The organism is Collimonas sp. (genome assembly GCF_035566375.1).
Lineage (GTDB): Bacteria > Pseudomonadota > Gammaproteobacteria > Burkholderiales > Burkholderiaceae_D > Collimonas.
In genome coordinates, this window is sequence record NZ_DATMRK010000030.1 from 170,491 (window position 1) to 190,756 (window position 20,266).

Consider the following 20,266-nt stretch of genomic DNA (forward strand, 5'->3'; position numbering starts at 1 on the left):
GGCCTTAGTTTGAATTTTCCATCGCCAGCATGGCAAACGTCGCCAGCCAATGCTCGCCGGCGTACTCGCCGCTGACGACATGGGGCAGGCCGGCGTCGATATGACGGCGCGCCGCTGCGGTCAGTGTGGCGCTAGCCGGATCGTTTTCCGGCAGGCGCCGGGCAATCCGTTTCATGCACCAGGCGCGGCTCAGATTCAAGCCGTTCAGGTGGGCGATCTTGGGGTCGCTATGGTCGCTGACGTCAGCCGGATTCATCAGCCGGTCGATATCGGCCAGCTTGGGCAGGTACTGCGCAAACCAGTCGACGAAGACATCCGCATCGAGTACCTCTGCCATCAGCAAGGCTTCGGTTAGCGCTCCTGACAGGAATTCGTCGCCGCCGGGTTCGTAATGCGCCGGGTAATTGCTATCGCCCATGAAGTAGCGGCAGGCGGCGTTGACCACGGCGCTTTCCAGTTCGGCGTCGCCGCGATGGCGGGCGAAATCGAGTATCAGTTTCAAGGCAAACGCGCTGTTGTAATGGGTGCCGACGCGAATCGCATAACTGAGCTTGGAGAAATAGCTGAACACGCGGCTGCGTATTTCGGCCACCAGCGGTTCCATCATAGCCAGCCAGGTTTTGGCCTTGGGATGCTGCCAGGTTTCCAGCTCCTGCGCCAGCGCCATGACCCAGCCCCAGCCGTAGGGGCGTTCAAAGGAAACTCGTCCCGGCGTCTGGAAATACAGCAGCTCTTGCTGCATGTTGGCAGCGCTGAAGTGCTCGTCGAACATCTGCGCGATCTCGTCCTGTTGCGGCAAGGCCGGATACAAACGAGCGCAGCGCGCCAGCAGCCAGTAGCCGTGCACCGCCGAGTGCCAGTCGTAGCAGCCGTAGAACACCGGGTGCAGGGCGCGCGGCGAGAGGATGTCTTGCGGGCCGTTCAAGACATGCATGATGTGGTTTGGATATTCCTGACGCAGCGAGCGCAAGGGCAAGCGCACGAAGGCAGCGACCTGATCAAGGGTTAAGTGCATGATTTCTCCTTAGCGGAATACCAGGAAATACATCAGCAGTATATTCGCTGCCAATAGCGTCAATGCGGTCGGAATCTGGGTTTTGATGACAAGGTATTTATCCTTCAGTTCCAACAGCGCCGCCGGCACGATATTGTAGTTTGCGCCCATCGGTGTCATCAATGTACCGCAATAACCGGCCAGCATGCCGATGGTCACCAGCGGCGCCGGATTGGCGTGGTGGACCACGATCAGGAAAGGCAGCGCGATGCCGGCGGTCATTACCGGGAAGGCCGCGAAGGCATTGCCCATGATCATGGTGAACAAGGCCATGCCAACACAGTAAATCACCACCAGCATGAAACGGCTCTCTGGATTGACGAACAGGCTGACTACTTCCTGCACCGATTTGCCGGTCTGGGCGGCAACGAACACGCCGCCCAGCATCGCCAGCATTTGCGGCAGGACTGCGGCCCAGCCGATGGCGTCGAGCAGGCGGCGCGATTCGCGCACCGCGTGCAGCGGTGTGCCGCCGGTCAGTTTCCAGCCAGCCAGGATCGCACAGATGCAACCGACGCACAACGCTGCCAGCGTCAATTGTTTCTGGTCGAGCAGATAGACACCGCCGATCGCCACACCCTTCAGCAACACCGTGCACAGTACGGTCACCACCGGGATCAGCACGGCAGGCAGGAAGATCCAGTTGCCAATCTGGTTAGCCGATGCCTGCCGTTGATCATGGTTGCGTTGTTTATACGTGCCGATGGACAGCAGGCCGCAGCCGGCGATCAGCGAAATCAGCAGCACCACTACGCCGATGATGCGGTAGGCCAGTGGTTTGCCGAGCGAGGAAACCAGCAAATCGCTGAACAGGAATACCGAGCCGAACAGGAACCAGAACAATGCCGTGGTGATGCGTTTCGGATTGCCTTTGTCGCGCAAGGTCATGCCAACCAGCAGCATGAGGATGACGCCGATCAGGTAGTAGATTTCGTTGATGGTGATCAGGGTGCTCATGCTGTTACCTCTTGTCCATCGGTTTTTTTCCAGGCTGCGATATCGCGCGCGATGCTGGCGTCTAGCCGTGCCAGGCGGAACATGTGTATGGTCAGCGCGGCCAGGGCGGTGGGAATGGCCCACAGGCCGAGATGCAGCGGTTCGATGCCGAGGATGCCGTTCTCCTTGAGGAAGGCGTCCATCAGCAGCACCGCGCCGAAGGCAATGAAAATATCTTCGCCAAAAAACACGGCGACGTTGTCGCAAGCGGCGGCATGTGCGCGCAGCTTGTCGCGGATGTGCAGCGGCAGCTCGCCATAACGCGCTGTCGCCGCGCCTTCAACCATAGGCGCCAGCAACGGCCGCACGGTTTGCGCCTGGCCGCCGATATAGGTCAGGCCGAGCGCGCCCAAACCTTGGCGCAGCACAAAATACAGCATCAGGATACGTGCCGAAGTGGCGCCGGCCATGCTCGAAATCCAGTCTTGCGCACGTTCTTTCAGCCCGTAACTTTCGAGCAGGCCGATGATCGGAAGGATCAGCACATACACAGCCAGCGAACGGCTGTTGATGAATTTTTCGCCAAAGGTTTCCAGCAAAGTGCCGAGATCCATGCCAACCGACAGGCCGGTCGCTAGGCCCGCCACGGCCACCACCAGCAAGGGGTTGAATTTCAAGGCAAAGCCAGCTACCACTATCGGTATGCCGATCAGCGGCAATAATTCTGTTACGGTCATTGCTATCTCCTAACGGTGAGACGGTCGTTGCTGCGCCGCCGATTCTATTGACTGCTTGGGTGTGTTGCTTAGATTGCTTAGCTTAATAAGGGAAACAGGCTGTCGGCAGTTGCCATCCGGGGCGGACGGATGGCGATGCCTTGGCGTTTCAGCTCGTCATGGATGCGCTGCGCAAACGCCAGCGCATGCGCACCGTCGCCGTGCAGGCAAACCGTGTCCGCCTTGACTGGCGCCCAGCTGCCGTCGATCGCATGGACTTTGCCGTCACGGATCATATGCATGGTTTGTGCCAGTGCCAGCTCCTCGTCTTCGATCAGGGCGCCGGGCGTGCCGCGTTTGACCAGGCTGCCGTCCGCCATGTAGCCGCGGTCGGCAAACACTTCTTCCACCGCCGGCAAGCCGGCGCGCTCGGCGGCGGTGATCAGTTCGCTGCCGGCCAGGCCGAACAGGACCAGGGTGGGATCGACATCGTGGACCGCGGCCACGATGGTGTCTGCCAGTGCGGCGTCGCGCGCCGCCATGTTGTACAGTGCGCCGTGCGGTTTGACGTGCGTCAGCCGTGCGCCGTGAGCGCCGGCAATCGCCGCCAATGCGCCGATCTGGTACTGCACGCCGCAATAGATTTCGTTGGCCGGAAGCTGCATTTCGGTGCGGCCGAAATTGTCGCGATCGGGAAAACTCGGATGGGCGCCGATGGCGACCCCTCGCGCTACCGCCCAGGCTACGCATTGCTGCATCATCAAGGCGCTGCCGGCGTGCCAGCCGCAAGCGATGTTGGCCGAGCTGACCAGCGCCAGCAATGCCTGGTCGCTGCCGTCGCTTTGTTCGCCGAGATCGGCGTTGAGGTCTACCTGCTGGTTTCGATGTTCTTTCTTGGGCATGGTCTGCTCCTCGTCTGCTTCTATTGGGCCGGACGCAACCAGTGCATCGCGCTTTCGATTTGCTGCAGATACAACGCATCCTGGCGCAATTCTTCACGTGCCTGGGCGGCGTCGCATTCGACAAATTGTATGGTGCGATTGAAGCGCAACTGGGCCAGCTTGGCCAGATCGGCGCCGATCACCACGCCGATTTTTGGATAGCCGCCGGTGGTTTGCGCATCGGCCATCAGGACGATAGGCTGGCCGGCGGGCGGCACCTGGATCACGCCCGGCAGTACGCCATGCGACAGCAGGTCGCCAGCTTTTTTGATTTTCAATTCCGGCCCGCTCAAGCGAAAGCCCATGCGATTGCTTTGCGGCGTCAAGGTCCAGCTGCTGTTCCAGAAAGTCTTTTGCGCTGCCACCGTGAACAAGCCGTATTCGGGGCCGGGTATGACGCGGATCGCCAGTGCTTCGCTATTGTCGGCCTGGTACCAGGAAGGTGGGCGCACACCGAACGACGCCGCGCTATGCAGTGCGGCGGCCGGGTTGTGCAGTTCACCGGCAGAGAGGCTGTCGCCTGCGGTCAGCGCACGGCCGCCGTGGCCGCCAAAACCTGCTTGCAGATCGGTGGCGCGAGAACCTAGTTGAGTGGAAGAATCGATGCCGCCAGCGACTGCCAGGTAAGTGCGCATGCCGTGGCGTGCTGCGTTCAGTTTCAGGGTTTGCCCGGCGCGCGCGCGCACACTCCACCACGGCGGCAACGGCCTGTCGTCCAGAGTCGCGCCGAAATCCGCGCCGCCCAAGGCGATGCGGCAATCGAATGTAAACACCAGTTCGCAGGGACCGAGCGTGAATTCGATGGCGGCAGCGTCGCACGGATTGCCTACCAGCAGATTGGCGATGGCGAGCGCGCTGCGATCCAGTGCTCCGGACTGGCAGATGCCGAGATGGCGAAAGCCGCTGCGGCCCATGTCCTGGACTGAGTTGAGGTGTCCGGCGCGGATGATCTTGATCATACGATCACCGCGCTGGCGACGAAGCGCACACGGTCGCCCGGTTGCAGCAAGGTAGGCGGATTGGCGCCGGGATCGAACAGGCGCAGCTCGCTATGGCCGATCAGTTGCCAGCCGCCGGGCGAGGCCGCCGGATAAATCCCGGTCTGGTTGCCGCCGATACCGACCGAGCCGGCCGGCACCACCAGGCGCGGTTCGCCGCGGCGCGGGGTGGCCAGTTGTGGATCGAGTCCGCCCAGGTAAGGAAAGCCCGGTTGAAAACCGATGAAATAGACGATGTATTCAGCCGCCGTGTGGCGCTTGACGATTTCGGCCGGCGACAAGCCGGTGTGACGCGCGACCTCTTCCAGATCGGGGCCGCTGGCGCCGCCGTAGGTCACCGGGATTTCGATTTTTCGCCCGGCTTTCTGGCTGATGGAGGCGGCGTCCCACGCGCTTTGCAGCTTGTCTGCCAGTTGCTGAGGATCGGCCGCCAGCGGGTCGAACAGGATAGTCAGATTATTCATGCCTGGGACCACATCGTGCACATGCGGCCAATGCGAGGCTTTAGCCGCGATTGCCCACAGGCGTTGTTGGCGTTCCAGGGTAGCGCTGGCTCCTGTATTCAATATCAGGGCGCTTTCGCCAAGAGCTTGTATGACGGCTTGGGTCATTGCGGCTGGTTTCCTTCGGCAGAATAGTCGGCAATTGCGGCACCGAGTACAACAACAGCCGCAGGGCGGCGCGTGACTCTGTCCTCAACTGCTGTGACAAAACATTGAATTGCAAAGAAAAATGGCGGGACAGGATTGGCAGCCGTCGCAGCCTGCCGTTTAGTCTACCTCCAACAAGCTTACTCTTTGTTAAGCAGAGTTTAAGCACAGGGCAATATCGTTCATCAAAAATAAAATGTCAATAATTTGTGTGTAAATAGTTTGTATTGCTGCTGGAATACCGACTTAAATTTGGTCTGGTTTTTTGCGTAACTAGTTGTATTATTGATTTTTCTTGGCGTTTAGTAGGGAATGTTATGAACGTTGCCGCACCTAAAATCCTGTCTTCCGCTCATCTGGCTTCGGAAAGCAGTGTCGAATTGTCAGAACTGGAATATGCATTGATCATCGCCGGCAACGCGTTTAATCGCTGGATGTCGCGCTGCATGTCGGCCGCCGGCGTCAAGGATATGACGCCGGTGGAGGTTTCCCTGTTGCATCATGTATGTCACCGTGAACGCAAAAAAAGCTTGGCTGATATCTGTTTCGTATTGAATATCGAGGATACGCATATTGCCAGTTATGCATTGAAAAAACTGGTAAAAGCCGGTTACCTACAGAGCGAAAAAGTCGGCAAGGAGGCTTATTTCTCCGCCACAGATAGCGGCTACAAGCTTTGCCTCAAATACCGCGAAATGCGTGAAGAGTGCCTGATTACCGTGCTGTCGGATACCGGCTTGTCGAACCAGGCGCTGGGCGACGCCGCAAAACTGCTGCGCACCGCCTCCGGCCTGTACGATACGGCTTCGCGCGCGGCGACTTCGAGGTAGCTTACGCGAGGTAAGTTCGATTCTAGGCGGGCATAAAAAAAAGGCGCTTGATGCGCCTTTTTTTTATACTGCCGCCAGTGCCTTGTCCAGCAAGGCGTGCAATTCGTCAAACTTGGGTGCGCCAACGTAGCGCTTGATAATGTTGCCTTGCTTGTCGATAACAAAAGTGGTGGGAGTCAGTTTGACGTCGCCGAAGGAATTGGCCAGCTTGCTTTGCGTATCCAGCGTGACCTGGAACGGCAGGCTGCGGGTTTGCACAAAATTCGTGACGTAATTAGGCGGGTCGTAGCTCATTGCCACGGCGACATAGTCGAGGCCCTTGTCCTTGTACATGTTGTAAGTCTGTACCATTTGCGGCATTTCGGCGACGCAGGTGGTGCAGCTGGTGGCCCAGAAATTCACCATCACTACCTTGCCGCGCAAGCTCTTCAGCGATACCTGTTCACCCTTGAGATTGGTAAACGAGACGTCGGGCGCCGCGTGCGTGTTCGACATCGACATATAACCGGCCAGCGCCAGCGCAACCACTGCCAGAGCGCCTAGCGCCTTGACCCAGAGCTGTTTGACCGGTTTGCCGGCGGTCTTTTCAATTTGAGATTGCATGACAGAATCCAATACGGGCGATACCCGAGATTGCCCATTATAGCGACCTGAACGGAGGCCCGCCGAAAGTTGGAAATTATTGGCTATTAGTTATCGAATTGCCAGGGATAGGCATGATAAGTAGCCGCCACCGCCGGCGGGATCGGCGCTTCGATGCCGGCACAGATCGCACGCAGAATGTCAGCGCTGCCTATCTGCAATTCAGCGCCATCATTGGCTACCGCAAGCAGAGCCTTGACCAGTTGCGGTTTGGCCAGCGGCGCCAGTTGATTGGCATGATCCAGAGCCAGCCTTACTCGCGCAAAGCCGAGGCTGGCGCCATCGCAATAGTCTTGGGCTGCGAGCTTGAGTTCCGGACAGGCCTGCGTGCCGCGCAGGAAAGCTGTCAGGCGCGCAGCAATAGCATCGGCATGACTGGCCGCCACCGCCACATGGGCCACCAGCGACAGCAGCACGGCGACATCGCTGCTCAGTTCCGACAGGCGATTGAATTTGATCGGCACCAGACGTCCGGCGCGCGGCGCCAGGCGGCGCGTCAAGATGGTCTGCAACACAAATTCGGCAAGTGTGATGCGGTTATCGGCGGCGATCAGTTGATCTGCCAGCGCCAGCATTTTGTCACGTTCTGGTTGCGCCAGCTGACGCAGCGCGGGCGCCGCCAGATCGATCAAAGGCAGCCTGGCGCTGAGCGGCAACTGCGCGATCGATTCGGCCAGGTAGGTGGTCAAGGCGGCTTGTTGAGGCGCTTCCTGGTTGAGCAGCGCCAGCTGCGTTGCGCGCTCCGCGCCTTCGCCCAACAGTAGCGCATAGACCACAGAGCAAGCCGCGACCGGATCGCGAACTGCGCCATCGAGCTGCGGTGATAACAGTGATTTGCTGCCGCTGCTATTACCGAATTCGAGCGACGGCGTTGGCTGCCCGACGGTGGTCGACGAGGACATTGGTGTCGCTGCAGCAGCGGCCAAACCGGCAATGGCGGCAGTGGAAAATGGCAAGTCAGGCATACGCTCAACGCTGGCCGCATATGGCGTCGCCAATTCAGGCGCTTCGAGCGGCGACATGCTGCGGCCGTAAATGCGTTTCAAGCGTTCCGTCAGCGGCGGATGCGTGGCAAACCAGCCGCTCAGCAAATTGGGGCGGGCGCTGCCGAGGAACAGATGCGAGAGTTGCTCCGCATTCGGGTGATTGATTTGCGAGCCGATTTTTTTGCCGTCGGTGAGGCCGCCGATCTTACGCAAGGCGCCGCCAATGCCTTCGGGATTGCGGGTGAACTGGACGGCGCTGGCGTCGGCCAGGAATTCACGCTGGCGCGATACGGCGGACTTGATCAGGCGCCCGAAGAAGATGCCGATATAGCCGACTGCGTACAGCATCAGGCCGGCCGCCAGCAGCACCAGTTGCCACGGCGGCCCCTTGTCATCACGCGAGCTCCAGTAGCGGCCGACCCCCATCAGTTGCTGACCGAAGCCGGCGATCATCTGAATCCCGAACAAGACGCCGATCAGGTGGATATTCAAGCGCATGTCGCCGTTCAGGATATGGCTGAATTCGTGGCCGACCACGCCCTGCAATTCGTCGCGCGTGAGTCGGGTCAGGGTGCCGCGCGTGACGGCGACCACCGCTTCATTCTGGTTATAGCCGGCGGCAAAGGCATTGATCGTATCTTCCTGTTCCAGCAGATAGACCTTGGGACAGGCGATGCCGGAAGCCAGCGCCATTTCTTCCACCACGTTCAACAGCCGCCGCTCCTGCAAATCGCCGCTAGCTGGCGAGACGATACGGCCGCCGGCCATCTGCGCCACGGCGTCACCGCCATCGCGCAAATTGAAGGTCTGGATCAGCGTGCCGCCGCCGATCAGCAGCAGCGTGAGCAAGGTATTGGTTTCGAAAAAACCTTTGGGATATTGGCGCAGGACGCCATGATGGCTGCCGAACTTGAAAGTCCATAGCAACGCCATTGCCAGATTGACCGCCACTACGATGGCTATCACCGCCAGCACGAACAGGAACACCAGCTTCCTGGTTTCCTGGCGCGCCTGATGCTGCTGCTCGAAGAAAGTCATGCGCGCTACTTCAGTTAAGCTTGGGCGCGCAACTTAGAACGTCACCTTGACCGCTTTGCGCTCTTCCGGCGCTTCGGTAGCCTGCAGCAATTCGGCCTGCTTGAAAGCAAACATATTGGCCAGTATCGAGCCGGGGAATTGTTCGATAGCGGTGTTGTACTCCATCACGCTATCGTTATATGCCTGACGCGAGAAGCCGATCTTGTTTTCAGTGCCGGTCAATTCTTCCGTCAGTTGCATCATGTTCTGATTGGCTTTCAGATCCGGGTAGGCTTCCGACAACGCAAACAGTTTGCCCAGGCTGGCGCTGAGTGCGCCCTCGCTGGCGGCCATCTGCTGCACGGCGGCGGCGTCAGTGGCGTTGCCGCCGACCTTGGCGTTGGCGCTGACCGCCTGATTACGCGCCGCGATCACAGCTTCCAATGTTTCGCGCTCGTGTTTGATGTAACCCTTGGCAGTTTCCACCAGGTTCGGGATCAGATCGTAACGGCGTTTCAATTGAACGTCGATTTGGGCAAACGCATTCTTGAAGCGGTTACGGAAACTCACCAGGCCGTTATAGATACCGACCACCCAAACTACGATGACAAGCACAATTACCAGAAAGATGATGAAGCCGAGCATGGTTTTCCCCAAAAAAAAGCCGCCGGACAATTTGTCCAGCGGCAACGTTATATGACAAGAAGCGGAAAAGCAAGCCGCTTCCGATCCGGCGTTTCAAGTTAATGCCATTACTTGGCGCTTTCTTTGGTGCTTTCCTTGGCGCTTTCCCTTGGCGCCGATGACATTTGTGTCAATTCGTCTTCGGTGAGGTATTCAAATACCTTGACCACTTTTTGCACACCGTTGACACCAGCAGCGATCTCGGCGGCACGTTTGCCTTCACGTTCGGTGACGCGGCCCATCAGGTAGACATTGCCGCGTTCGGTCACCACTTTGATCGAGTTGCCGAACACGTCTTTGGCGTCTACCAGGGAAGCGATGACTTTACTGGTGATGAAGGTATCGTTGGAGCGCGCCGAGAAAGTCGACGGTGCGCCTATTCCCAACTCATTGGCCACGGTGTGGACGTTTTCGATGGACTGCGCTTCGCGTTCCGCCGCTGCCTTGGCTGCATCGTCACGCACTTCGCCGGTCAGCAATACTTTGCGGTTATAGCTGGTGATATTGACATGGCCATCCTGGCCGACGACGCCGGGAATTCGTGTTTCGGCTTTGACCATGATGCCTTTGTCCTCGGCCTGCGCGCCTAAAGTGCGGCGATCCGTCGCGGCGAAGCCGCCGGCCACCGCGCCGCCCAAGGCCAGAGCCACACAACCCTGCAAACCCATCACCACCGTGCCGCACAAGGCAATTGCCGCCAATGGACGTTGCCAGTTGCTCCAAGCTGCCTGCCACCGGTTTTGCCGATCAATCATTCGCATCTCCTCCAAATAAAGCGACATCGATGCCGTCGCATAAGCAGTGAATCGTTAGCAGATGGACTTCCTGGATGCGCGCGGTGCGGTCATGCGGCACACAGATGTGCACATCTGCTTCAGTCAGTTTCTTGCCGATGGCGCCGCCGCCTTTACCGGTCATGGCAACCACGCGCATGTCACGCTCCAGCGCGACGTCGATGGCGGCCAGCACATTGGCCGAATTGCCCGAAGTCGAAAACGCCAGCAGTACATCGCCGGCTTGTCCAAACGCTTGCACCTGCTTGGAAAAGATTTCGTTGTAGCTGTAGTCGTTACCGACTGCCGTGATGATCGAGGTATCGGTAGTCAGCGCCAATGCCGGCAGCGGCAGCCGCTCCCGCTCAAAGCGTCCTACCAGTTCGGCCGCAAAATGCTGGCAGTCGGCGGCAGAACCGCCGTTGCCGCAGGCAAGAATCTTGTTGCCATTGGACAGCGCAGAGAACATAAGTTCAACTGCGCTGGCAATTGGCCCCGCCAGGACTTCTGCGGCGCGGGCCTTGAGTTCGGCACTTTCGTTGAAGTGCGCCAGGATGCGTTGATTTATCATGATGTCGGTATCAAGTGTGGATGCTGCTGGTCGGCCGCTTGCTGGCGGTCGATATTTGCAGGATTGTTTTCTGGTTAATATGCGGGCTGTGGCGATCGTGGCCTGATTATAGCGGTCGTTACCGTTTCCGTCGGTAAGTCATTGTCGGCAGCTAAGTCAGGCCTCGAATGCCTGCCTGATCCATTCAATGGCGTCGCCCTCAATCGCAATGACGTCGAAGCGGCAGGCCGGCGGATCGGCGTAACGTTGCAGGAAAACCTGGGCGGCAACGATGAGTTTGGCCTGTTTGTTACGGGTTACGCTGGCCGCGGCGCCACCGTAGCGTGGACTGCTGCGCTGCCGGACTTCTACAAACACCAGAAGATTCGAGGCCTGAGTCGGTTGCGCCAGAATCAAATCGATTTCGCCGCCCTTGCAGCGGAAATTCCTTTCAATCAGCTTGAGTCCGTGTTGCTGCAAATATCTCAGCGCACGGTCTTCTGCCATTTGGCCACTGGCCTGGCGTGGCGATAGCGCTGTCAGGAATTTCATTGGAGCGCTAGCTTGAATCAGGGCGCATCGAGCGGCATGACGATGCCGTTCTGATAGGCGGCGCCCGGTTCTATGCGTTCAAAGCTGGACGTGCCTGCGCCAAAACTGACCTTCAACTGACCGGTCACGCCGTCGATCTGGAATACGGTGTTGCGCGCGGCGACTTCGCGGGCGATGCGGAAAGCATCGATGCCCAGCGCATACAGGCGCTCCAGATCGGCATTGGGGCGTTGATCGGCCGCCTGCGGCTGACGCGGATAGACCATGACGGCCGGATGATCGGGCTGCACCTGCCAAGGAATATCCAGCAGCCGCACGCCGTTCAGTTCAGGGATCTGATGTTCTGGGTTATTGTCGTTGAGAGTCAGCGGATTCAACTGGGAAATGCCAAAGATCGGCGTTTCCTGGCCGATCGCGCTGCGTACTTGCTTGGCCTGGTCGGCGTTCAGCGCGGCAAACAGCAAACGCGGCTTTTCGCTTTGTATGCGCTGCTGCAATTGCGTCAGTGCGCTAGCGGTGAAGCTGCCGTCTTCCAGGTTCAGGGTGAGCAGATCGGCGTGCAGTCCGCTGCCTTGGATCTGTTGTGCGAAGGCGTTGGCGACGCGTTTTTGCCAGGCGCTGTTGGTGCTCAACACGAACACCGTGCCAGGCGCATAGTCAGCGCCGACCCAACTCGCAACTTGCCGCGCTTCGGCCTCGATCGACAAGCCTATCGGCAGCAACTGCGCCGGCAGTTTCATTTCCTTGCCTGCTGAAAAATCCGCCTGGGTCAGGGCAATCGTCGGCTTTTCCACCTTGCCGTTCTGGACGATGGCGGTGAGACCGGTGCGCGATAGAGGACCGACCAGGATATCGTATTTCTGGCTGGCGCTGAGATAGGCCGCCAGCATGTCGCCAGGTGTGTCGGCCGCTTCGATCACGGTCACCGCCAGGCCGTTCTTGTCACGTTCGTAAGCGCTTAAGAAACCGCCGCGCACAGCGTCGGCAGCCGCTCCCAGCGGGCCGGAGCGCAAGGGCAGCAACAGGGCGATGCTGGCTAGTGGAATGGTATCGGCGCCGCTGGCGGAGCTGGCAGATCCGGCGGTGGTTGTGTTTGCCAGCGCAGGCGGGCACAATCCGTTCAATAGAATTCCTGCCGGTAGTACAAAGCACCACGCCAGCTTGGCCCACTTATATAACATTTATAACTCCCCATGACTCATCAATCTGCCAGCAGCCTCATCAACCCAGCAATTTTAGATGAGGTGGCGCAGCAAGCGTATCCCGCGTCGACATTATATGTGTTGGCCACACCGATCGGAAATGTCTGCGATATCAGCCTGCGCGCCTTGCATGTATTGTCCATGGTCGACGCCGTGGCCTGCGAGGACACACGGAATACCGCGCATCTGCTGAACCGCTATGGCTTATCCAAGACCTTGCTGGCGGCGCACGAGCATAACGAACGGGAAGTCGCAGAGAAAATTGTCGCCCGTCTGCAGGCCGGCGAACGCATCGCGCTGGTGTCCGACGCCGGCACGCCCGCGGTCTCCGATCCCGGCGCCCGCATCGTCGACGCCGTGCTGCGCGCCGGTCTGCGCGCCCTGCCGCTGCCGGGGCCGTCGGCCGCCGTCACCGCACTATCGGTCAGCGGCCTGGTCAATGATCAGTTCCAGTTCATCGGATTCTTGCCGAGCAAGGCGAGGCAGCGCGAGATCGTACTGGCCGGCCTGGCGGCGGCGACTACGACATTGGTATTGTATGAGGCGCCGCATCGGATCATAGAAACCGTCGACGCCTTGTTGCAAGCCTTCGGTCCGGCGCGTCAAATCGTGCTGGCGCGTGAGTTAACCAAATTGTTCGAGAGCGTGCACCGTTGTTCTTTAGGCGAGGCGCCGGCATGGCTGGCGGCCGACGCCAATCGGCAGAAAGGCGAATTCGTGCTGCTGATTGAAGCCGCGCCGGCCGCGCTCGACGATAGTGCGGAAGGGGAGCGGGTCTTGCAGATATTGCTAGCGGAACTTTCGATCAAGCAAGCTTCGGCTTTGGCGGCGCAAATTACCGGACAAAAGAAAAATGCCTTGTACGAACGGGCGCTGGCGCTAAAAGGCGCTGAGTAAGGGTGTTGAGTAAAGGTGTTGAGTAAGACGGGTATGATGTTTTTGTTATCAGCAAACGCCGCCCAGATCCGTCAGGCTTGCTCATGAATAGGCACAATTCGATAAACGCAGCGATGTATTTTAGCAACGGCGACGACATCGCAAATTAGTCCCGGCGCCGGGTTCGATAGTAAAATCCGCCACCTTGTGCAATGCGGTAAGAAGTTTTAAAAAAAGCAATCAAATTAAAGTAAGTGGGCCATGCAGTTGCCAGACTTGCCCCTACCAATAATATGAGAGAAAACATGAGTACTACGCAAACCAGCAACAGCGCCGGATTCAAGTCGTCCCGTCTACACATCATTACGCTGGCTGCACTGGGCATCGTGTTCGGCGATATCGGCACCAGCCCGCTGTACGCGCTGAAAGAATGTTTTAGCGCGGAGCACGGCATTCCGTTTACGCCGGCTGCGGTATTGGGGATTATCTCAATGCTGTTCTGGGCGATCACTATCGTGGTCTCGCTGAAATATGTATTGTTCGTGATGCGCGCCGACAATAACGGCGAAGGCGGCGTACTGGCCTTGATGGCCTTGTCGCTGCGCACCGCCAAAACCGGTTCGGGCTGGGCCAAACTGCTAATGATGCTGGGCGTATTCGGCGCTTGCATGTTCTATGGCGACGTCGTGATTACGCCCGCCATCTCGGTCTTGTCGGCGGTGGAAGGGCTGGAGATAGCCACGCCCGGATTAACCCGTTATGTGCTACCGCTATCGCTGGTGATCCTGATCGGCTTGTTCCTGATCCAGAAACATGGCACCACGGTGGTTGGTAAATTGTTTGGCCCGGTGATGTTCATCTGGTTCTTGTCGCTCGGTTTGCTGGGTGTTTTCAATGTGCTCAAAGCGCCGGAAATCCTGGCGGCGATCAATCCTTATTACGCCATTGCTTTCATGCAGCAGCATGCGCTGCAAGCGTTTGTCGTGCTGGGCTCGGTGGTGCTGGTGCTGACCGGCGCCGAGGCTCTGTATGCTGACATGGGACATTTCGGGATCCGGCCGATCCGCTTTGCCTGGCTGTTTACCGTCATGCCTTGCCTGATGCTGAACTATTTTGGCCAGGGCGCAAATTTGCTGGTCAATCCAAGCGCGATCCAGAATCCGTTTTATCTGATGGTGCCGGACGCCTTGCTGGTGCCGATGGTGATTCTCGCTACTGCCGCGACAGTGATTGCATCGCAGGCCGTGATTTCCGGGGCGTTCTCGTTGACCAGCCAAGCCATCTTGCTGGGTTTCGTGCCACGCATGCGGATTTTGCACACTTCTGAAGATGAACGCGGCCAGATCTATGTGCCGGTGATCAACTGGATGCTGCTGATACTGGTGGTAGCGGTGGTGCTGGCGTTCAAGAAATCCGACAATCTTGCCGCCGCTTACGGCGTTGCAGTCACCACCACCATGTTGATTACCACGGTGCTGGCGGCGGTCGTCATGCGTACCGTATGGAAGTGGAATCCTTTCCTGGTGGCGCTGGTCATCAGTGCCTTCTTCATTGTCGATTTCGCTTTCTTTGCCGCCAATTTGCTGAAGATCGTTGACGGCGGCTGGTTCCCATTGTTGCTCGGCGGCTTTGCGTTCTTCCTGTTGATGACCTGGTACTCCGGCCGCATGCTGTTGCGTGAACGCAGCAAGGACGAGGGCATTCCGCTGGAACCCTTCGTCGAAGGTTTGCTGGCCCATCCGCCGCATCGGGTGGATGGCACCGCAGTATTCATGACAGGCAATGTGGCGACCGTGCCGGTGGCGCTGCTGCACAACCTGAAGCACAACCGTATTTTGCACAAACGCATGTTTTTCCTGAAAATCAGTATCTGGGATGTGCCTTACGTCGAGGACAAAGAGCGTTTGACCTTGAAGGAATTGGGCAGCGATGTCTACATCTTGCGCACCGCCTTTGGCTTCAAGGAAGCGCCCGATGTGCAAACCGTGATGGCTTTGGCTACCAAGCAGTTCGGTCTCGAATTCGACGTAATGGATACTTCCTTCTTCCTGGCGCGCGATACTGTGATCCCAAGCAAGATTCCAGGCATGCAGCTATGGCGTGAAAAACTCTTCGCCTGGATGTATCAGAATGCCGCCAAGCCTTCTGACTTTTTCCATATTCCGGTAAACCGGGTGGTTGAACTGGGTACTAAAGTCGAAATCTAAGCTGCTCGAATTACCCCCGCAAGCCGTGCCGGTTTGCGGGATTCATGCAGTGCCGAGATCCACCTGGCAACGCCACAGATGATGGCCGGAAGCCAGGTATTTACTCTCAAACGGCGTGATTGGCAGCTGCGGCAGATAAGCCTCGCAGCCAACTTCCATGCCGCTCAGCTGACGCAAGGCGCTGGCGCATTCCTCCACATAAATCTGCCAGTTACTGCGGCATTCCAGAATTCCACCGAGGGCGACGATATCCGGAAACACCGGATGGCCGTGCCAGCGACGACTCAACTGGCCAATCTTCGGCCACGGATTCGGGTACAGCAAATAGTGCCGCGTCGGGAAAATCCGCGCGGCTAAAAGCAGGCGCCAATAATCCACCAGATCGGCACGGATCCGCACAAAATTCTCCGGCAGCGGCGCAGCGCCCGGCCATAGGGTATTGCGGCCAACCCGGTCTGCTGACTGATCGATCCCAATCACGAAATGATCAGGGTATTGCGCCGCCAGATGCATGGTCGACAGGCCGACGCCGCAACCTGCATCCAGGATCAAGGGCAAGCTGCCGGCGGCGCGCCAGGCAGCAATGCTGTCATCGAAAGCGCGTTGGTTGTAAATACTGATCGGTTTTTGAAAGACATGCGCCGCGTGTCTGGCGACGGTGGCCGCAAGATGCTCATGGACACCGCTTTGGGCACTGTGAATCGGGCTGGAATTGGCGTACATGGAGAGCTGCCGCAAGCATAGCCACGGCAATACCTAAGCCGTCCCAGTCTTCCCGTTGATTGCCGACAGCGTCGGCAATGGCAGGTTGACTGAAACGAGGTGGATCGGAAAGGGAATTACTGCAATGTCACGGGCTGACTCATCATCGAGTCATAATTGCCTAAAAAGGCATCGATATCCTCGATGCTCGGCTCGGTCGCGATCAAATCTTCGACCCCTTTGCGGAAAAACTCGGCCAAGGCACCAGCAATGAAAATTTCACGTTTGAATGATTTATCGACGATTTCATAGCCACCGAAGCGCAAGGCTTCGCGTTGTTCATCGGCACCAAATTCGACGACGCTGTATTGGTCACTGTTATAAATCAGGTTCATATGCGCTCCCGGTAATTAAGACAGAAGGTAATGATCGAGTAAGCAGTTTTCAAGCCAGCAAATGAAAATATTATTTTTTAACTCCTTTTCCGAGAGACATGTTTCAAATGAGACATATTTATCTGGTGAAGAACTTAAGTATTAGTTTCATTTATATACTACGCCACCGCCTTTATTTGTCACGAACTAAATGTTGATGAGGGCTATGCATTTTTCCTAAAAGCCATTCAAAATCACACTATCTCGTGAGCACTGCATGTCCGGATCGCTGTTGCCACACCCTGTTGCCGATGTTGTTTCTGTTGTGGATCCGCTACTCGATCCATTCAAACATGATGCGTTGGTGCGATCCAGGTTTGATTGTCACGTCCTGTGCCTTGGTTTGCCCGTTCTTGCTTGCCTCAAGGTGATAACGCCCGGCTGGCAGTTGCGCCAGGAAGAAAGGTCCTTTTGATACTGTGTCCAACACAGTGTTGTGGCTGGCGTCGCTTACTTTCACCTTTATGTCAGCAGTAAATTCATCCTTAGGCGCGGCCTTGATGACAAATTCGAGTTCCAGGGAATAGTTCTTTGCCGCTTGTTGTATGGCGGTTGCTTCGTCTTCTCCGATGCCACCGGACAGATAGCTGGCGACTCCGCTGGTAGTGGGCTGCAGCCGGCCTTGGGTCGCATCGGCTGCAAATGCAAGATTTGCCGCCATCAATACAGATAGGATAAAAAGGGAGCGCTTGTTCATGATGTTTTCTCCAGAAAACATCTTCCCGCATGGGGAGATGGGCTACATGGGGAAAAATACGACATTGCCAATGCCTGTTGACGCAACTGTGAAGAAATCTGCTGCGCCTACAAGATGCATCTTAGTGGCCGAAAATTAAAATGCGCTTAAATCAGGCTTGCTGCGAGTTTGCGGTTGATCCGATCAACTGTAGTAGTAAGGTTTGGTCGGTACGCTGTCCTCGTCAGCCTTTTTCAATTCGCCAAGATCGACGTCACGATCCCAGAATATGTGCCAGCCCCGGCTTTGCTCGTCGATCACTTCCGGGTGTTCGTCGAGAAACTTGTCCAGGAACTGTGTGATTTCCGAGACATAACCGTCGTGGCCGACCCTATAGTCTTTCCGTTTGGTAAACATATGGCCTCCAGTCCCGATATTTTTTTGGACTGCCAACGGCGCTGCGAGTTTCCCTGTTGAATTTTAAAAACGAAATGCTGTGGAGTGTATCGAGAAAAGATTCAGGCACTAGTTCAGCTACTAAATGTCTTGCAGCGCTCGTCGGTATTGAATCGCTTCCGCCACATGTGCTGCGCCGATGATGTCTGCTTCGGCCAGATCAGCGATGGTGCGCGCCACTTTCAACACGCGATGATAGGCGCGAGCGGACCAGTTCAGATGTGTCATCGCGCCTCGCAGGATCTTTTCGGCGGCGCCGTCGGGTTTGCAATAATCATCGATTTCATTCACTGACAAGCCATTGTTTTGCTTACCCTGGCGTGCCAATTGCATTGCGTGTACTTGCGCCACCCTGGCTGCTATCGTGGCTGACGGCTCGCCGTCGGCCTGTTTCAGCAATTGATCGTGAGGTACCGCGGCTACCTGGATCTGCATGTCGATGCGGTCCAGCAGTGGCCCCGAGATTTTGTTTTGATACCGCAGGATATGGTCGGGTGTGCAGCGGCATTGCCTGGTTGCATGCCCATGATAGCCGCAAGGATCGGATTTTGTCGAGAAGCAAAGTTGTTCACGTCAGTCTACGTCGGTTTCTGTATAGCGGAGAATTCTCCGCCTAGGTCAATTTGTTGTCCCGGAGTGAACAACCCATCGTGAACAACTCGTTTTCTCGCTATTTGCTTCTAAGGTCGTAGCTTGAATCAATTTCCAAGTGGAGCACCATCTGAGATCGAGACCTATCTGCGAGCCATCCCATCTCTTGGAATAGTTCCATCACCTCTAACGCCTTCTTATCGGCGAGCCGCAATTGCCAATATCAGCATACCAACAAATTTCATTGCATAGCTATGGTCAGTACATCGCTTTGCAATGCAAATTTATCAACATAACCTTTGAAGCAAAAGATCCGTTGAAAATAGATTTTTCGCATAATGGGTTATGGTATATATCATACATAACTCATTGATTTTAAAGGATTAATGCACACAAAAAGCCTTGCAATTGGCTTGCGGAAACGATATGCTTTTTCTAATGAATGAAATATGGAGTTGGAAGAATGCCGTCCCAATTAACCGCTTGTAGAGCCACTGAATTTTCTATGGATGCGCATATTTAATATGAAAATTGATAATTCACAGGGAAACCTTTGTGCGCTCTTGGACAATCCCATGCGGGAGAATCTTCACCGGATCTGTTTAGCAGATTTCTCGGACCTGTCGCACCTGGATCGTGAAAAGCTATTCAACGCAACCGTTCTTAGCGAGTCGGGAAAAGCATATCGCTCACAAACACGGACGCTTTATTCCGCTCTCCGCCCCTTCGGGCGATTTATTCTCAATGAGGGAGTCTGCTCTTTTCCGACGACTCGACAGGAATGGCAGTCTATTTTGCTTCGTTTTCAGTCGTACTATTTAAGGGATCCCGAAAGCAATGCCATTTTTTCTTCTCGATGCCGAACTTGGGATGACTCCGTCGTCCTTTGGCTACGCGGACTGACAGCGGAGTCAGTAATACCTCGAGGCGTACAATATCCGCGCTGCGATCTTCCCGAACCGGTCGTTGATCCAGGTTCACCTAGTCGCCCAAAGTTACTTGGGGATCGTGCCGCCGATTGCACGCCGATTTCCGCACCCATCAACAAAACCCTCGCAGGCCCAATATTTTGGCGCTCCGAGGTCGAATATTTAGATGAGGTGGAAGAGAACTTACGTGCCCGAAATAATATTGTGCGCGATGTCCTGGGCGATTATTGGTTGCGTTTGACCAAAGATTACCGCACGGGAAAAAACCAGATGCGGAAGATTTCTCCGATTGAATTCCAGCGAAGGATGGCGGAGTCGGATTGGAATTCTGACCTAGTTAGACCAAAGATCGGGCAATACGGTGGCGATCTCGCACCGTTGACTCACCCTGACGTACCTAATAATTTGGGTTGGGCACTTGTTATCGCAAAAAATGAATTGCAAATAAGCAATGATATTGAGTGCCTTTCTCGACGGAAATTAGGTGCGCATCCTGCAATGCTATGGAATTTTTTTCACAAAGGGAAGAGCACGCTTAATTTGACTTCATATACCGCCCTTCGCGCAGAACAGAGTGCTCGACTTGAAGAACGTCTGCTCTTTTATCGTCTGCTGGGTGTGCTGAGCAACGTGGACTTGGCAGTGGCAGTGGCGATATTAATTCAGGAGCATCCTAATTTTACTCCTGAGGCACTGATCAGCGCCCGCCTTATAAATTCCCGTGGGCGGTCAGGCCTACTTGTTGCTGACGGGGGAAGAAGCCGGATTTTCAGTGTAGACAAACCTAGGGCGGGCAGCCGGAAGTACGCACTGCTGCCTTTGGTGAAAAATGTCCACGTCAATATCTCGACAATCCCCTAAATT

Annotated in this window: 22 protein-coding genes and 1 pseudogene; 4 read left to right on the forward strand and 19 right to left on the reverse strand. The window is 56.5% G+C overall.

All coding sequences use genetic code 11. The features are described 5' to 3' along the window. Positions 1-4: 4 nt before the first annotated feature. The 6 genes from VNZ60_RS10030 to pxpB form a co-directional block, all read right to left on the reverse strand. A complete protein-coding gene (locus VNZ60_RS10030) occupies positions 5-1,015 on the reverse strand; it encodes a DUF2891 domain-containing protein (protein WP_325658640.1) in 1,011 nt (336 codons plus the stop codon). 9 nt (positions 1,016-1,024) lie between these two features. Beyond that, the gene (locus VNZ60_RS10035) at positions 1,025-2,011 is read right to left on the reverse strand and encodes a DUF979 domain-containing protein (RefSeq protein WP_325658642.1); all 987 of its coding nucleotides are present in this window, start codon (positions 2,009-2,011) and stop codon (positions 1,025-1,027) included. Beyond that, positions 2,008-2,727, reverse strand: a complete 720-nt coding sequence (locus tag VNZ60_RS10040) for a DUF969 domain-containing protein (protein ID WP_325658644.1) — start codon at positions 2,725-2,727, stop codon at positions 2,008-2,010. The genes VNZ60_RS10035 and VNZ60_RS10040 overlap by 4 nt, the downstream gene beginning before the upstream one ends. A 77-nt stretch (positions 2,728-2,804) precedes the next feature. Further along, complete coding sequence (pxpA, locus tag VNZ60_RS10045; RefSeq protein ID WP_325658646.1) at positions 2,805-3,608, reverse strand: 5-oxoprolinase subunit PxpA; 804 nt, start codon at positions 3,606-3,608, stop codon at positions 2,805-2,807. Between the two features lie 20 nt (positions 3,609-3,628). Continuing rightward, on the reverse strand, positions 3,629-4,606 hold the full coding sequence (locus VNZ60_RS10050) for a 5-oxoprolinase subunit C family protein (RefSeq protein WP_325658648.1): 978 nt from the start codon (positions 4,604-4,606) through the stop codon (positions 3,629-3,631). Beyond that, complete coding sequence (pxpB, locus tag VNZ60_RS10055; RefSeq protein ID WP_325658650.1) at positions 4,603-5,256, reverse strand: 5-oxoprolinase subunit PxpB; 654 nt, start codon at positions 5,254-5,256, stop codon at positions 4,603-4,605. Before pxpB ends, VNZ60_RS10050 begins: the two co-directional genes overlap by 4 nt. 356 nt (positions 5,257-5,612) lie before the next feature. Between pxpB and VNZ60_RS10060 the strand changes: the two genes are divergently transcribed. Then, on the forward strand, positions 5,613-6,125 hold the full coding sequence (locus tag VNZ60_RS10060) for a winged helix DNA-binding protein (protein WP_325658652.1): 513 nt from the start codon (positions 5,613-5,615) through the stop codon (positions 6,123-6,125). Between the two features lie 63 nt (positions 6,126-6,188). On the opposite strand, the gene VNZ60_RS10065 is transcribed toward VNZ60_RS10060, so the two are convergent. From VNZ60_RS10065 to VNZ60_RS10095, 7 genes are all read right to left on the reverse strand, one after another. Continuing rightward, the gene (locus VNZ60_RS10065; protein ID WP_325658654.1) at positions 6,189-6,728 is read right to left on the reverse strand and encodes a peroxiredoxin family protein; all 540 of its coding nucleotides are present in this window, start codon (positions 6,726-6,728) and stop codon (positions 6,189-6,191) included. Between the two features lie 86 nt (positions 6,729-6,814). Then, positions 6,815-8,791 (reverse strand): M48 family metallopeptidase, encoded by a 1,977-nt coding sequence (locus tag VNZ60_RS10070; RefSeq protein ID WP_325658656.1) that lies wholly within the window; start codon positions 8,789-8,791, stop codon positions 6,815-6,817. A 33-nt stretch (positions 8,792-8,824) separates the two neighbouring features. After that, a complete protein-coding gene (locus VNZ60_RS10075; protein WP_325658657.1) occupies positions 8,825-9,415 on the reverse strand; it encodes a LemA family protein in 591 nt (196 codons plus the stop codon). A gap of 107 nt (positions 9,416-9,522) precedes the next feature. Then, on the reverse strand, positions 9,523-10,209 hold the full coding sequence (locus VNZ60_RS10080) for a BON domain-containing protein (RefSeq protein WP_325658659.1): 687 nt from the start codon (positions 10,207-10,209) through the stop codon (positions 9,523-9,525). Further along, on the reverse strand, positions 10,202-10,798 hold the full coding sequence (locus VNZ60_RS10085) for a phosphoheptose isomerase (protein ID WP_144738249.1): 597 nt from the start codon (positions 10,796-10,798) through the stop codon (positions 10,202-10,204). Before VNZ60_RS10085 ends, VNZ60_RS10080 begins: the two co-directional genes overlap by 8 nt. A gap of 156 nt (positions 10,799-10,954) precedes the next feature. Then, entirely contained in the window at positions 10,955-11,329 is a 375-nt protein-coding gene (locus VNZ60_RS10090; protein WP_325658663.1) for a YraN family protein, read from the reverse strand. Positions 11,330-11,346: 17 nt separating this feature from the next. Continuing rightward, complete coding sequence (locus tag VNZ60_RS10095) at positions 11,347-12,510, reverse strand: penicillin-binding protein activator (protein WP_325658665.1); 1,164 nt, start codon at positions 12,508-12,510, stop codon at positions 11,347-11,349. A 12-nt stretch (positions 12,511-12,522) separates the two neighbouring features. On the opposite strand from VNZ60_RS10095, the gene rsmI reads away from it, so the two are divergent. Next, entirely contained in the window at positions 12,523-13,428 is a 906-nt protein-coding gene (rsmI, locus tag VNZ60_RS10100) for a 16S rRNA (cytidine(1402)-2'-O)-methyltransferase (RefSeq protein WP_325658667.1), read from the forward strand. Positions 13,429-13,700: 272 nt separating this feature from the next. After that, positions 13,701-15,614, forward strand: a complete 1,914-nt coding sequence (locus tag VNZ60_RS10105) for a potassium transporter Kup (RefSeq protein WP_414648808.1) — start codon at positions 13,701-13,703, stop codon at positions 15,612-15,614. 42 nt (positions 15,615-15,656) lie between these two features. Here the strand turns inward: VNZ60_RS10105 and trmB are convergent, their stop codons facing one another. The 6 genes and pseudogenes from trmB to VNZ60_RS25340 form a co-directional block, all read right to left on the reverse strand. Next, positions 15,657-16,337 (reverse strand): tRNA (guanine(46)-N(7))-methyltransferase TrmB, encoded by a 681-nt coding sequence (gene trmB / locus VNZ60_RS10110; RefSeq protein WP_325658671.1) that lies wholly within the window; start codon positions 16,335-16,337, stop codon positions 15,657-15,659. A 116-nt stretch (positions 16,338-16,453) separates the two neighbouring features. After that, on the reverse strand, positions 16,454-16,711 hold the full coding sequence (locus VNZ60_RS10115; protein WP_014008142.1) for a BTH_I0359 family protein: 258 nt from the start codon (positions 16,709-16,711) through the stop codon (positions 16,454-16,456). Between the two features lie 313 nt (positions 16,712-17,024). Beyond that, a complete protein-coding gene (locus VNZ60_RS10120) occupies positions 17,025-17,447 on the reverse strand; it encodes a carboxypeptidase-like regulatory domain-containing protein (protein ID WP_325658678.1) in 423 nt (140 codons plus the stop codon). Positions 17,448-17,630: 183 nt separating this feature from the next. Continuing rightward, complete coding sequence (locus VNZ60_RS10125; RefSeq protein WP_325658680.1) at positions 17,631-17,843, reverse strand: DUF3460 family protein; 213 nt, start codon at positions 17,841-17,843, stop codon at positions 17,631-17,633. A gap of 120 nt (positions 17,844-17,963) precedes the next feature. Further along, positions 17,964-18,317 (reverse strand): magnesium chelatase subunit ChlI family protein, encoded by a 354-nt coding sequence (locus VNZ60_RS10130; RefSeq protein ID WP_473964750.1) that lies wholly within the window; start codon positions 18,315-18,317, stop codon positions 17,964-17,966. Further along, positions 18,297-18,437 (reverse strand): annotated as a pseudogene (locus tag VNZ60_RS25340) (ATP-binding protein); the annotation flags it as partial. The gene VNZ60_RS10130 and the pseudogene VNZ60_RS25340, both read right to left, overlap by 21 nt. Before the next feature lie 560 nt (positions 18,438-18,997). Between VNZ60_RS25340 and VNZ60_RS10135 the strand changes: the two are divergent. Next, positions 18,998-20,263, forward strand: a complete 1,266-nt coding sequence (locus VNZ60_RS10135; protein WP_325658682.1) for a hypothetical protein — start codon at positions 18,998-19,000, stop codon at positions 20,261-20,263. The last annotated feature ends 3 nt before the right edge of the window (positions 20,264-20,266 follow it).

Excerpts from the sequence above, each read along its gene's own strand:
- VNZ60_RS10030 (WP_325658640.1), bottom strand. The coding sequence starts at position 1,015 with ATGCACTTAACCCTTGATCAGGTCGCTGCCTTCGTGCGCTTGCCCTTG.
- VNZ60_RS10035 (WP_325658642.1), bottom strand. The coding sequence starts at position 2,011 with ATGAGCACCCTGATCACCATCAACGAAATCTACTACCTGATCGGCGTC.
- VNZ60_RS10040 (WP_325658644.1), bottom strand. The coding sequence starts at position 2,727 with ATGACCGTAACAGAATTATTGCCGCTGATCGGCATACCGATAGTGGTA.
- pxpA (WP_325658646.1), bottom strand. The coding sequence starts at position 3,608 with ATGCCCAAGAAAGAACATCGAAACCAGCAGGTAGACCTCAACGCCGAT.
- VNZ60_RS10050 (WP_325658648.1), bottom strand. The coding sequence starts at position 4,606 with ATGATCAAGATCATCCGCGCCGGACACCTCAACTCAGTCCAGGACATG.
- pxpB (WP_325658650.1), bottom strand. The coding sequence starts at position 5,256 with ATGACCCAAGCCGTCATACAAGCTCTTGGCGAAAGCGCCCTGATATTG.
- VNZ60_RS10060 (WP_325658652.1), top strand. The coding sequence starts at position 5,613 with ATGAACGTTGCCGCACCTAAAATCCTGTCTTCCGCTCATCTGGCTTCG.
- VNZ60_RS10065 (WP_325658654.1), bottom strand. The coding sequence starts at position 6,728 with ATGCAATCTCAAATTGAAAAGACCGCCGGCAAACCGGTCAAACAGCTC.
- VNZ60_RS10070 (WP_325658656.1), bottom strand. The coding sequence starts at position 8,791 with ATGACTTTCTTCGAGCAGCAGCATCAGGCGCGCCAGGAAACCAGGAAG.
- VNZ60_RS10075 (WP_325658657.1), bottom strand. The coding sequence starts at position 9,415 with ATGCTCGGCTTCATCATCTTTCTGGTAATTGTGCTTGTCATCGTAGTT.
- VNZ60_RS10080 (WP_325658659.1), bottom strand. The coding sequence starts at position 10,209 with ATGATTGATCGGCAAAACCGGTGGCAGGCAGCTTGGAGCAACTGGCAA.
- VNZ60_RS10085 (WP_144738249.1), bottom strand. The coding sequence starts at position 10,798 with ATGATAAATCAACGCATCCTGGCGCACTTCAACGAAAGTGCCGAACTC.
- VNZ60_RS10090 (WP_325658663.1), bottom strand. The coding sequence starts at position 11,329 with ATGAAATTCCTGACAGCGCTATCGCCACGCCAGGCCAGTGGCCAAATG.
- VNZ60_RS10095 (WP_325658665.1), bottom strand. The coding sequence starts at position 12,510 with ATGTTATATAAGTGGGCCAAGCTGGCGTGGTGCTTTGTACTACCGGCA.
- rsmI (WP_325658667.1), top strand. The coding sequence starts at position 12,523 with ATGACTCATCAATCTGCCAGCAGCCTCATCAACCCAGCAATTTTAGAT.
- VNZ60_RS10105 (WP_414648808.1), top strand. The coding sequence starts at position 13,701 with ATGAGAGAAAACATGAGTACTACGCAAACCAGCAACAGCGCCGGATTC.
- trmB (WP_325658671.1), bottom strand. The coding sequence starts at position 16,337 with ATGTACGCCAATTCCAGCCCGATTCACAGTGCCCAAAGCGGTGTCCAT.
- VNZ60_RS10115 (WP_014008142.1), bottom strand. The coding sequence starts at position 16,711 with ATGAACCTGATTTATAACAGTGACCAATACAGCGTCGTCGAATTTGGT.
- VNZ60_RS10120 (WP_325658678.1), bottom strand. The coding sequence starts at position 17,447 with ATGAACAAGCGCTCCCTTTTTATCCTATCTGTATTGATGGCGGCAAAT.
- VNZ60_RS10125 (WP_325658680.1), bottom strand. The coding sequence starts at position 17,843 with ATGTTTACCAAACGGAAAGACTATAGGGTCGGCCACGACGGTTATGTC.
- VNZ60_RS10130 (WP_473964750.1), bottom strand. The coding sequence starts at position 18,317 with ATGCAGATCCAGGTAGCCGCGGTACCTCACGATCAATTGCTGAAACAG.
- VNZ60_RS10135 (WP_325658682.1), top strand. The coding sequence starts at position 18,998 with ATGAAAATTGATAATTCACAGGGAAACCTTTGTGCGCTCTTGGACAAT.